This is a genomic window from Vibrio sp. EJY3, from assembly GCF_000241385.1.
GTDB lineage: Bacteria > Pseudomonadota > Gammaproteobacteria > Enterobacterales > Vibrionaceae > Vibrio > Vibrio natriegens.
Genome location: NC_016613.1, coordinates 1,328,532 through 1,341,078 on the forward strand (window position 1 = coordinate 1,328,532; position 12,547 = coordinate 1,341,078).

Genomic DNA, 12,547 nt, shown 5'->3' on the forward strand with positions numbered 1-12,547 from the left:
TGATAAGTATGAAGTATGGCTGCCTAGTGGTCTGAGTTTTCTTCCGCTTGGTTAGCCATCGCTTTCACCATGCCATTAAATATGAACAGGTGGGCTGGCATCATGGCAAACCAGTAAAGCAGCCCCAGAAAACCTTGCGGATGCCACCATGCCGTTATGTCCAGCTCTCGCACATCTCCTTCATCTTTTATACTGATTTCCAAGCGCCCAAGCCCGGGACCTTTCATGCCAAAAAACAGAGATAAGAATTGGTTTTCTTCACACCGGATGACTTTCCAAGAGTCAATGAAGTCGCCCACTTTGAGTTCGGGGCCGGGAGGGGAGACTCGAACGGGTTTCCCGCCACCAAAAAAGATATCCAGCCATTCACGGGTTCGCCAAAGAATATTTGCAAAGTAGTATCCTTTCTCTCGGCTACCAATTTTCTGCGCAACTTTCCACAACGCCTCAGCAGATGCTTTGGTTTTTATGCTGGCTCCTGCTTGCTTAGGAAAGTAGCCATATCCTGGTTGCCAGCGTTTTAGTGCCGCTGGCTCAAATCCCCAAACATTGCTACGTACAAACGTTGCCTCGTGTGCAATTGCCTCTGTTACCGATTGTTCATAACTGATCATTTCTTGTGGAAACCGAGTCTCAATCGCGACCGAATCAGCGATGTAATCGTGTTCTAATCCGGCGAGTAGTGCCTTGCCAATACTTGATGGAACGGAAGTGGTGAGCCCGAGCCAGTGCGACGCCATTTTAGGGGTAAGCAGTGGGGTAGACCACAACCGGTATGGCTTATTCGTCACTTGGCATATAACGCGAAATTGTTCTCTGTAACTTAATGTATCTGGCCCTCCCACTTCGTAGATCTTACTTTCCACCGGTGGTGGTTCTGCTGCAAGGGAGAGTAAGTAATGATTAAGATTAGGCAGAGCTATCGGGTTGGCTTTAGAGTCCACCCATTTTGGCGTGACTAAAACAGGCAGGTTGTAAACGAAGTCACGCATTATTTCAAAAGCCGCAGAACCCGGGCCGATAATCACACCAGCGCGCAATTCTGTGACCGGAACTCCGGACTGGCGAATGATTTTTCCGGTTGCTTTTCGTGCGGCTAAATGGCGCGAATTTCCCGTTTGGGGCTGAATTGCACTGAGATAAATAACGTGTTTAACGCGACTTTTTTCTAAGGCGAACTTAAAATTCAGTGCAAGGTTGAGCTCGTATTCGACAAAGTCATCTCCTTGAGCCATTCCGTGCACCAAAAAAAAGACCAAATCAAAGTCATTCACAATAGATAATGTTGCCTCAGCGTCGGCTAAATCCAGGTATTTCAGCGTCAGGTTTGGATGAGGGCGCGATCTTGATTCTAAATAATCGATATGTCGCGCCGCTGCTGTGACGCTGTAACCTTTATCTAGTAAAAGAGGGAGAAGTTGAGAACCTATGTATCCAGACGCGCCAAGTACCAACACCTTTTTCATTCTTTGTCCTTTTTTTGTTGGTGGAATTATCACCGCTAGGTATAATCATGAGACACTTTTCCATTTCTTTCAACAAGTTGTCGTTGGAGTGCTCGTGTCTTTTTTTTCTCAGCTTTTAATTCACGCCGATAAGGCATTTTTACGTCGTTTGTTCGCGATAGCGCTTCCAATCACTCTTCAAAGCATTATGTTTTCCAGCCGCAGCCTGGTCGATGTATTAATGCTCGGCCAGCTTGGTGAGGCTGAAATTGCCGCCGTTGGGGTGGCCGCTCGAGCTACGTTTGTCACGACAATTATGTTGGTGGGTGTCACGACTGGTGGAGCTTTGTTAACCGCTCAATATTGGGGGGCCGGGGACAAAGCGGGCGTAAGGGAGAGTACATCTCTTACCTGGGTGATATCAATGGTGTTTGCTGCGATGGCTGTTTTCCTGTTTGTGGTCTTTCCTGATCCAATCATGAGTTTAACCACTGACTCACAGCAGGTTATTGATCTGGGGGCAAACTATTTGGTGGCGTCTTCAGCCAGTATGTTTGCTGTTGCCTGTGTTGCAAGTATGGCCGTTGGTTTGCGAGCGATGCATCAACCGGGCTTAAGCACATTCTTTAGTGGTATTGGAATCGTCTCGAACGTGTTCCTGAACTGGGTGTTGATTTTCGGTCACTTGGGTTTTCCTGCACTTGGTATTACCGGGGCTGCAATCGCGACTGTTATCAGCGGTGCCATCGAAGTGGGCTGTCTATTCGGGTATTTATGGGCGAAGAAACATATTCTTGCGTTTGGATGGAATGACATCCGAGCGGGATTAGTATTTGAAAAAATTACGCGCTTTCTTAGTTTGTCATTACCTACGACATTTAACTTTCTGGCATGGGCTGGTGGACTATTTGTTTATCATGCGATTATGGGACAAGCGGGCGTCCAGGGCTTGGCGGCTCTCTCAGTCATGACCCCCGTTGAATCCATAGCGTTGGCAATGATGATCGGTTTGTCGAATGCTGCTGCCGTTTTGGTGGGCAATCAGTTAGGCGCAAAGAATTTTGAACCTGTTTACTACCAAGCTTGGGCAACACTTATTTTGAATCTGATCATTGCCGTGGTGGTTGCCTTATTACTGTTGGTTTCAAACCAGTGGATACTGAATGCGTTCAGCGCTTTGACGCCAGAAACGCGTCAGTTATCAGAGCAATTTATGCTGATTCTGGCGATTGGTGTGATACTGCGTTCCATTCCTATGATGGTCATTGTCGGTGTTCTTCGCGCGGGCGGTGATGTTAAATTCTGCCTGTATCAGGACTTAGTAGCACAGTGGGTTATTGGTATCCCTCTTGCTGCCTTTGCTGCTATTTACCTTGGTTGGGAACCGCAATGGGTGTACTTACTCTTTTTGACCGAGGAAGTGGTTAAGTGGGCGATTTCCTTACCTCGTGTGAGAAGTAAAAAGTGGATGAAAAACCTAATCGGTAGCTAATTATACAAATGGAGAAAATCGATTATTACTGATAGGAATTTGCTTTTAATTTCAACAAAAATAGTTTGAGAAGGTGAATCGAGTTGCATTTGCGGTTTGATAATGTGATCTAGTATTCAAAATACTTCCTACTGGTCCGATTTTAGTGTAGATTCTTATCCCAATTTTAAATACCTGTTGAGCGGCTATATTAATGTTAAGACTGTCAGACCTATGTAAAGGCTATGTAGATGGGGGAGAGTTTCACCCAGTTTTACAAGGGGCAGAATTAACATTACAACGCGGTGAGCAAGTCGCTCTGATGGGTGAGAGTGGTTCAGGCAAAAGTACCTTACTTAATTTGATTGCTGGTTTGGATACGGTGGATTCCGGAGAAATTCAGTTTGTCGGTTTTTCGATGCATGATGCTCCGGAGCATTTGAGAACACTCTATCGCAGAAATAACATCGGCAATATTTTCCAGCAATTTAACCTTCTTCCGACGCTAAATATTGCGGATAACATTCGTTTTTGCCGCCAGTTAAAAGGCTTGCCGGAAGATCAAGGTTTGTGGCGTCAGATTCTCTCCGCTCTTGATTTGATGCCGCTTCTTGGCCGTTATCCTGAAGAAGTCTCTGGTGGCCAGCAACAACGCGCTGCGATTGCACGAGCTCTTTACATGGAACCGCAAATTCTCTTGGCCGATGAGCCAACCGGAAGTTTGGATGAACGAAATGCCGAAGCGGTGATGCGTTTATTAACCACGCTTGCGCGCCAACTGAATTGTACATTGTTGTTGGTGACTCATAGTGAGAAGGTCGCTGACCATATGGAAGGTAAAATCCGACTGCAAGGGGGACAACTGCATGTTATGGCCCGTAGTTAAGGCACTACTCGGTCATTACCGTCGTTACCCACTGCAAATTATTCTCGTCTGGTTAGGTTTAACTTTAGGCGTATCTCTTCTGGTTGGCGTTACCTCGATTAACCAGCATGCAAAACAGAGCTATACAACGGGAGAGAGACTTTTCTCTAATCCGTTGCCTTACCGAATTAGTACCAAGCACTCTGCTAATAAAGTTCCTCAGGGTTTTTATATCCAGCTGCGTCGCGCAGGCTTCAATCAATGTGCCCCGTTTGATGTGATCCATTTAGACGCTAAGTCAGACATGAATCTGATGTTGGTCGGTATTGATCCTGTCGCGATGATTCCTCTTCAGCAAGGAAAATCATTAGGGGAAATGCCGATTCTGTCCATAATGAAGCCTCCTTATCCAATTCTGATCAGTCAAGACTTGGCTTCTTACATGGAATGGCAAGATGGTGACTTTATTGAGATGAACGATGGCAGCCGTCTGGGCCCGCTTCAAGTCGACCAGAATAGCCTGCTTTCCGGTACTAGGCTGATTACTGATATTTCTTTACTACGCATGTTGAAACGCAGCTCGGGCTTGTCTTCGATTTTGTGTGGTGAAATGTCAGAAGAAAAGCTGTCGGCACTGAAAAAAATGCTACCCAATGGCATGACGCTGACTCATAACACGCGCAACGAATTAGAGTCTTTGACTAAAGCGTTTCATATGAACTTAACGGCAATGGGAATGCTGTCGTTTTTAGTCGGACTGTTTATCTTTTATCAAGCCATGTCTTTGTCTCTGATTCAGCGACAACGCTTAGTAGGGATATTACGCCAAGCGGGTGTAAGCGGAACTCAACTTGCGCATGCTTTATTACTTGAACTGTCTATTCTTGTGACGGTCGCTTGGGCATGTGGCAACTTTTTGGGGGTAATACTCGCAAATGAGCTTATCCCAACGGTGTCGACAAGTTTAAGTGATTTGTATGACGCTAACGTCGGTTTGTCTATCGGTTGGTCATGGAAGTCAAGCATATACAGCTTAATCATGTCAGCGATGGGGGCGCTAATTTCGTGTTTATGGCCGTTAATACGTCTACTTAAATCACAACCTATTCGCTTATCGTCTCGTCTTTCTTTGATGCGTTTTGCTGGTCGAGAGTTCTCTTGGCAAGCGTTGGCTGCATGTGCTTTTTGCGTTGCTGCGGTCGCCGTGTATCAAGCACCAAAAACACAGGAGATTGGCTTCACTATTGTCGCGCTGATGATGTTAAGTGTTGCCCTCGTTATGCCATTTATCATGTGGCATCTATTTCAGAGTTTTTCGTACTCACTGCGTTGGGTGCGAGTCCGGTGGTTCTTCGCAGATGCTGCGGCTAGTATGAGTTACCGCGGAGTCGCGAGCATGGCATTCATGCTTGCACTTGCTGCAAACATTGGCGTTGAAACCATGGTTGGTAGTTTTAGAGATACCACCGACAAATGGCTTAACCAACGTTTGGCTGCGGACATTTATATTTACCCGAATAACAATAATGCGGCACGCATGAGTGGTTGGTTACAGCAGCAACCTGAAGTGAAGTCTGTGTGGTGGCGTTGGGAAAAAGATCTACCTACGGATAAGGGCGTTCTGCAGGTTGTGAGCACAGGTGCTTCTGAAGGGGAACTCGATTCTCTAACGGTTAAGCTGGGTGTGCCTAGCTACTGGTATCAGTTACACCATGGCAAAAGTATCATGGTTAGTGAGTCGATGGCGTTAAAGCTCGACATTCGACCTGGTGATGTGATTGATCTACATGCTCCGCTTGGTGACGGGTGGCAAGTTGCGGGTGTTTATTATGACTATGGTAACCCCTATAACCAAGTAATGATGTCTCACCGAAGTTGGCTGTATGCTTTTGCAGGTACGGGGAACGTGGGGCTTGGCGTCGTTCTTGAAGACAACGTCAATGGTGAAGGACTGAAAAACCGATTAGAAAATGTGTTCCGCTTATCTCAGGATCGCATTTTTGATGATAGTAATATTTATAACCAAGCAATGCGTGTTTTTGATCATACGTTTGCTATCGCGGGTACGCTGGGCAACATCACACTTATCATCGCTGTTTTCGGTTTGTTCTTTGCAACCCTGGCAGGTGAACTCTCTCGGCAGCGTCACTTCTCACTCCTCAGGTGTATGGGCGTGTCCGGTAAAGAGCTTGTTTTACTCGGTGGCTTACAGCTGTTCGCGTTTGGGGCGATATCGGCGCTGATCGCCGTGCCTCTTGGCCTAGCACTGGCTCATGTGATTGTGGACATTATTATCAGACAATCTTTTGGCTGGTCACTGGAGTTACAGACGATCCCTTGGGAATATGCCAAGACGATCGCTTGGGCAATGCTGGCTATCATGGCGGCAGGTGCCTTGCCTGTTATTAGAATGATCAAAAGTACACCAATGAAGTCATTGAGGGATGCGTTGTAGTGGTAAAAAAGAACTCCAAAAAGCGCTTCTTAGCAGCAGTATTGTCTATTGTGGCAGTGGTTGTACTGCTAGGCTCTCTATACTTGCCGTTTTGGTCGGAAGACACGGTTACTCAGGAGAGTGATATTAACTCGATACTGACCAGAGAGAATAACACTATCTTTGAGCCAGTTTTGCCTGATGAACATGTTTCGCTGCCAGCCGATTTTAAGTTTCATCCCAAATACCAGCACGAATGGTGGAATTACTTCGCTAAGTTGCAAGATAAGAACGGCGGGGTTTATAACGTTCAGTGGAGTTACTTTAGAGTAGCGACAGATGAACGTGAAACCAGAGGCTGGCAAAATCCTCAGCTATATATCTCACACATCGTCATTAGCCATGGTTCTCAGGTGTGGAAAGAGCAACGTGTTGCGCGAGGTGGCATAGGCCAGGCTGGGATGCAGAATCATCCATTTAGCTTATGGATTGACAATTGGAACTGGCGCTCTCTTGGTACAACGCCTTTCCCTGGCAAACTTATTGTTGCGACGGATGAATTCAGCGTTGACCTTAACACACAGACGAACGGCCCATTTGTCGTCAATGGCGACAGAGGCTTTCAGGTCAAGCATGCTTTGCAGTCGGTTGCCTCGTTTAGCTTTAGTGCCCCTTTTCTTAATGTGAAAGGCAGTTTGAATATTGATGGTCAACGGATCCCAGTATCTGGCACGGCCTGGACTCAAAAAGAGTGGGGCAGTGGTCTGATCGGAGAAGGGCAACAAGGTTGGGACTGGTTCACATTCAACTTAGATGATGGCAGAGCGCTGACGGTCAGCAGGTATCGTCATCACGGTCAAATGCCTCATATATTCGGCACCTTATCAACACGTTCAGGTAAAGTGATCAATCTGTCAGAGAAAGATATCACGATTCAACCGATACAAGTAACTAGCTTGTCTAACGGAAAACGGCTGCCATTACAATGGGTTATCAATGTGCCAGAATACGACATTGACCTGACGACACGTGTCGTTAACACCAATATGTGGCTCCCTTTTGTTATCCCATATTGGGAAGGTCCTACGTTAGCATCGGGCTCTAACGAGGCTTGGGGATTTATGCAATTAACTGGCTACTAGTTGTTTGCTAACTACCATTCGGTTTTTATTTATATAGCCACCCTTGAGGTGGCTTTTTTGTTCCTGTAGCTTGATAGAGATAGGATAATTCTCAGTGTTTATCATAAGTATTTTAATCATGTTATGCTGAATTATGAGTAATACTGATTAATAAATAGCAAAGAAGCGATATGCAATTGGTCGTAACGACTACAAAGTTATTGTTGGAAAATACGATATGTTGCAAATCAAACATCGGAAATAACGAAGTTTATACTCTGAACAAGCGATTATTCTAAAGTTTCTTACAGCTATAAACTCAGATCATTCTTTGTCGATCGTTTATGAAGATAATAAATATAAGGGTTAATGTATGAACGATGCTATTCGTGACTTTTTCAAAATGGAATCCGCAGGAGGCATTCTTCTCGTGATTGCAGCGGCGATCGCGATGACCATTGCAAACACACCTCTGGGCGAAACTTATCAATCTTTTCTGCATACTTATGTTTTAGGTATGTCCGTATCTCACTGGATCAATGACGGCCTAATGGCGGTGTTTTTCCTATTAATTGGTCTTGAGGTTAAACGAGAGTTACTTGAAGGTGCACTGAAATCAAAAGAAACAGCGATCTTCCCTGCGATTGCAGCGGTAGGTGGTATGTTGGCACCCGCTCTTATTTATGTCGCATTTAATGCGAGTGACGCTGAAGCGGTTTCTGGCTGGGCAATCCCAGCGGCAACAGATATCGCATTTGCATTGGGTATCATGGCGCTTCTGGGTAAACGTGTCCCGGTAAGCCTAAAAGTATTCCTGCTGGCTCTGGCTATCATCGATGACTTAGGTGTTGTGGTTATCATCGCGCTGTTCTACACGGGCGATTTATCGACAATGGCTTTGCTAGTTGGTTTTGCCATGACTGGTTTACTGTTCTTGTTGAACGCTAAGAAGGTGACCAAACTAACACCATATATGATTGTGGGTGCCATCCTTTGGTTTGCTGTTCTTAAATCGGGTGTTCACGCGACGCTTGCTGGTGTGGTAATCGGTTTTGCTATCCCGCTTCAAGGTAAGCCGGGCGAGCATTCACCGCTGAAACACATGGAGCATGCTCTTCACCCTTACGTGGCGTTTGGTATTCTTCCGCTGTTTGCGTTTGCAAACGCTGGTATTTCGTTAGAAGGCGTATCTTTATCTGGCTTAACTTCAATGTTGCCATTAGGTATCGCGCTTGGTTTGTTGGTTGGTAAGCCTCTGGGTATTTTCACCTTCAGCTGGGCGGCAGTGAAGCTAGGTGTGGCGAAGCTGCCAGAAGGTATTGGCTTCAAACATATTTTCGCGGTGTCTGTGCTTTGTGGTATTGGTTTTACGATGTCTATCTTTATCTCGTCACTTGCATTCGGCAATGTGAGTCCCGAGTTCGATACTTACGCACGACTAGGTATTTTGATGGGGTCAACAACTGCTGCGATAATCGGTTACGTGTTACTTCACCTGTCTTTACCAAAAAAGGCACAAGCGTAAAAACTTAAACCAATGAAAAGCCTCCCAAAAGGGAGGCTTTTTTATGCCTGTCATCTTGTAGGTAGAGCTAAGAGAAATGTTCCAGACGAAAAAAAGCCCAGTCGAAAATTTGACTGGGCGGATACAAACATAGGAGTTAATAAGAAAAAAGCAGCAACGTAACAATCAGATGGAAAAGTTTGACGGCCAGTGAAACTTAAAATGCCCTAGTTGTTACATATATTCAGACCGAGCTTTCCCCAAACAGTTCCATTTTTTTGGAAAATATTTTCCTAAAACATGCCGTTTTTTGATGTGTCAATTTAAGTCATTGTATCTGCGGGTAATACCACCATAAGTTTATCGCCAGTAATCCAAGGAGCTGCTTGAGTTCACCATGCGGATTTTAACCGCACTAAAATTACTATGTTTAAAATTTATCTTGGTTAAACGTTGAACATTTTTATTGAAAGAATAAGTTTTGAAAATGTGATGTTAATCGTTTGTTAATCTCTCTGTTCGCGGTATATTTTAAACAGTTGTTTAATACGAGTGATTAAAATGGCCCCAAGAACTTCAACAAAAGAAAAAATACTCAATGTCGCAGAAGGGTTGTTTGCAGAGTATGGGTTCAATGATACATCACTGAGAACCATTACTGGCAGAGCGAATGTAAACCTTGCATCAGTCAATTACCATTTTGGTGATAAAAAGACGCTGGTTAGGGCGGTTTTAGACCGATACCTAGAAGCACTGATGCCGAGTATCAAGACCTCTCTAGTCGAACTGAACACGCGCGATAATTACACGATGGAAGAAGTGTTTGAATCGCTGAGATTGCCTCTAGCTACACTTAATGAAGTAAGACCAAATGGTACAGCGTTGTTTATGCTATTGCTGGGCCGCGGTTATACGGATGTGCAGGGACATTTACGTTGGTTCATCACCACTCGTTACGACGAAGTATTGAAGTTATTTACTACCTCTATCATGAAAGCGAACCCAGAGCTAACGGAAGAGCTACTATTCTGGCGATTACATTTCACGCTCGGAACGTGCGTTTTCACGATGGCATCTAGTCAAGCGCTACTAGAGCTTTCAGAAAGTAAATTCGATCAAGAAGTCGATATTAAGTCTGTAGTCGATTTGTTAATTCCTTACTTGTCAGCAGGAATGTCAGCGAAGTAAATGACTCGAACAAGTAAGCTGTTAGTTAAACCAATAATAAATTATGCCGTAAGGTGACGTGAACAAAAGGATCTGAACAATGAGCTCTCTACGAAGAAAATGGATTAGTGACCCAGCATTTAAAATGTTTAAAAAAGTACTACCTCCGTTGTCCAGCACTGAAAAAGAAGCAATGGAAGCAGGTAGTGTTTGGTGGGATGCAGAGCTATTTTCCGGCAAACCAAACTTTAAAACGCTGCACCAATACCCAACTCCGAAGTTAACAGCAGAAGAGCAGTCCTTTATGGACAATGAGCTCGTAACGCTACTCGATATGCTTGATGATCAAAAGATCGTAAAAGAAGACCGAGACTTATCTCCAGAAGTGTGGGAATTCTTACGTAAAGAGCGTTTCTTCTCTCTGATTATCTCTAAAGAATATGGCGGTCGCGAGTTTTCTTCACATGCTAACTCTACGATTGTTTCGAGCATTGCGACTCGAAGCATCAGTGCGGCTGTATCGGTAATGGTTCCAAACTCATTGGGTCCAGGTGAGCTTCTTTCTCACTATGGTACACAAGAGCAAAAAGATTACTGGTTGCCTCGTCTTGCTGACGGTACTGATATTCCATGTTTCGCGCTAACAGGCCCGGAAGCCGGTTCTGATGCGGGCGGTATCCCAGATCAAGGCGTTGTTTGTTACGGTAAGCATAACGGTGAAGAGGTGCTGGGTATTCGCCTGAGCTGGAACAAGCGCTACATTACACTAGCGCCTGTAGCGACGGTTTTAGGTCTCGCATTTAAACTTCAGGATCCTGACGGCCTGCTTGGTGACAAGAAAGATGTGGGTATCACATGTGCACTGATTCCTGCCGACCACGAAGGTGTTGAAATCGGTGAGCGTCACGACCCACTTGGTTCTGCATTCATGAATGGTCCAACCCGTGGTGAAGATGTCTTTATTCCAATGGATTGGTTAATTGGTGGTGCGGATTACGCAGGTAAAGGCTGGCGTATGCTGGTTGAATGTTTGTCGGCTGGTCGCGGTATTTCACTGCCAGCGCTTGGTGCCGCTATCGGACACCTAACTACCAGAACAACGGGTGCTTATGCATACGTTCGTAAGCAGTTCGGTATGTCTATCGGTAAATTTGAGGGTGTGGCAGAAGCAATGGGTCGCATTGGTGGTTTAACTTACCTTCTAGAAGCGACGCGCACACTGACAACTACTTCGCTAGACATGAAAGAAAAGCCGGGTATCGTCACTGCTATTGCTAAATATCATATGACCGAGATAGCACGTACGCTTCTTAATGACTCGTTCGATATTCACGCTGGTCGCGCAATCCAAGATGGCCCGATGAACTACCTGGCGAAGCATTACGTGGGTATTCCAGTTGCGATTACCGTAGAAGGTGCAAACATTCTGACACGTAACCTGATGATCTTTGGCCAAGGTGCGACTCGTTGTCATCCATACGTACTAAAAGAGATGGAAGCAGCAGCAAACCCAGATGCAGAGCAAGGTGCGAAAGAGTTTGATGATCTGCTGTTCAAACACATTAAGCACGCGACAGGCAACACATTTGGCGCATTGGGTGCAGCACTAACAGGTTCTCGCTTTATCAAAGCGGAAATGAGCGGTCCAACTAAGAAGTACTACAAAGACATCACGCGTCTAAGCCGAGATCTTGCTGTAAGTGCAGACTTCGCTATGTTGACACTAGGTGGCGATCTGAAGCGTAAAGAGATGATCTCTGCACGTTTAGGTGATGGCTTAAGCTTCTTGTACATGGCATCAGCAGCACTTAAGAAATACGAAGATGAAGGACGTCAGCAAGGCGATCTAGACTTCGTTCACTACGCAGTTCAGCACTGTTTGTACAATGCGGCTAAGTCACTAAACGAAGCTTATACTAACTTCCCAGTGAAATATGTTGGTGGTGTACTTAAGGGGCTGCTATTCCCACTGGGCAACCACTTCAACAAGCCTAGCGATGAGCTGAGCATGCGTATTGCAGAGGCGATGATGACGCCTGGTGCACAGCGCGATCGCTTGACGCATCTATGCTATGTAGGTAAAGCAGAAGATGACAATATCGGTTTGATGGAGAAAGCTTTCCTTGCGATGTACGATATCAAACCTTTAGAGCGTAAGCTTATCAAGGGCGTTAAAGATGGTAAGGTTGCTCGTAAAGGTCTGCTGAATGATCGTTTACAGCAAGCTCTCGACGCTGACGTTTTAACTCAGGAAGAAGTTGATAAGATTAAAGCGGCAGACAAATTACGCTACAAGGCGATTCAAGTAGACCATTTCAGCCATGACTTTTCGGAACTTCGTACCGATGCGCCAAAAAAGTCACATCTGAACTCAGCCGCTTAACAAGCGAATAAAGATATCGATAAAAGCACCTCTCGGAGGTGCTTTTTTGTTTCGCTCGTTTAAAAATTAGCAGTCTAGTGCTCCAACCACTTGCATTTTCGAAGCATTTTTACAGAAATTAGATGCGAACTCGAAGCGAAACTTTTATCCTTACAAG

Annotated in this window: 8 protein-coding genes; 7 read left to right on the plus strand and 1 reads right to left on the minus strand. The window is 45.2% G+C overall.

The features are described 5' to 3' along the window. Positions 1–23 precede the first annotated feature (23 nt). A complete protein-coding gene (locus tag VEJY3_RS06055) occupies positions 24–1,466 on the minus strand; it encodes a DUF2867 domain-containing protein (protein WP_014231557.1) in 1,443 nt (480 codons plus the stop codon). A gap of 94 nt (positions 1,467–1,560) precedes the next feature. Here VEJY3_RS06055 and VEJY3_RS06060 point away from each other — a divergent pair, with 94 nt between their 5' ends. The 7 genes from VEJY3_RS06060 (at position 1,561) to VEJY3_RS06090 (ending at position 12,390) form a co-directional block, all read left to right on the plus strand. Next, positions 1,561–2,937, plus strand: coding sequence for an MATE family efflux transporter (locus tag VEJY3_RS06060; RefSeq protein ID WP_014231558.1), 1,377 nt, complete (start codon positions 1,561–1,563; stop codon positions 2,935–2,937). A 193-nt stretch (positions 2,938–3,130) separates the two neighbouring features. Next, a complete protein-coding gene (locus tag VEJY3_RS06065) occupies positions 3,131–3,802 on the plus strand; it encodes an ABC transporter ATP-binding protein (protein ID WP_014231559.1) in 672 nt (223 codons plus the stop codon). Further along, positions 3,783–6,236, plus strand: a complete 2,454-nt coding sequence (locus VEJY3_RS06070) for an ABC transporter permease (RefSeq protein WP_014231560.1) — start codon at positions 3,783–3,785, stop codon at positions 6,234–6,236. The genes VEJY3_RS06065 and VEJY3_RS06070 overlap by 20 nt, the downstream gene beginning before the upstream one ends. Then, positions 6,236–7,357, plus strand: a complete 1,122-nt coding sequence (locus tag VEJY3_RS06075) for a lipocalin-like domain-containing protein (protein ID WP_014231561.1) — start codon at positions 6,236–6,238, stop codon at positions 7,355–7,357. Before VEJY3_RS06070 ends, VEJY3_RS06075 begins: the two co-directional genes overlap by 1 nt. Positions 7,358–7,709: 352 nt before the next feature. Further along, entirely contained in the window at positions 7,710–8,861 is a 1,152-nt protein-coding gene (nhaA, locus tag VEJY3_RS06080) for a Na+/H+ antiporter NhaA (protein ID WP_014231562.1), read from the plus strand. A 540-nt stretch (positions 8,862–9,401) separates the two neighbouring features. Then, positions 9,402–10,028, plus strand: coding sequence for a TetR/AcrR family transcriptional regulator (locus VEJY3_RS06085; protein WP_014231563.1), 627 nt, complete (start codon positions 9,402–9,404; stop codon positions 10,026–10,028). Between the two features lie 79 nt (positions 10,029–10,107). Next, complete coding sequence (locus VEJY3_RS06090; RefSeq protein WP_014231564.1) at positions 10,108–12,390, plus strand: acyl-CoA dehydrogenase; 2,283 nt, start codon at positions 10,108–10,110, stop codon at positions 12,388–12,390. Positions 12,391–12,547: the final 157 nt, after the last annotated feature.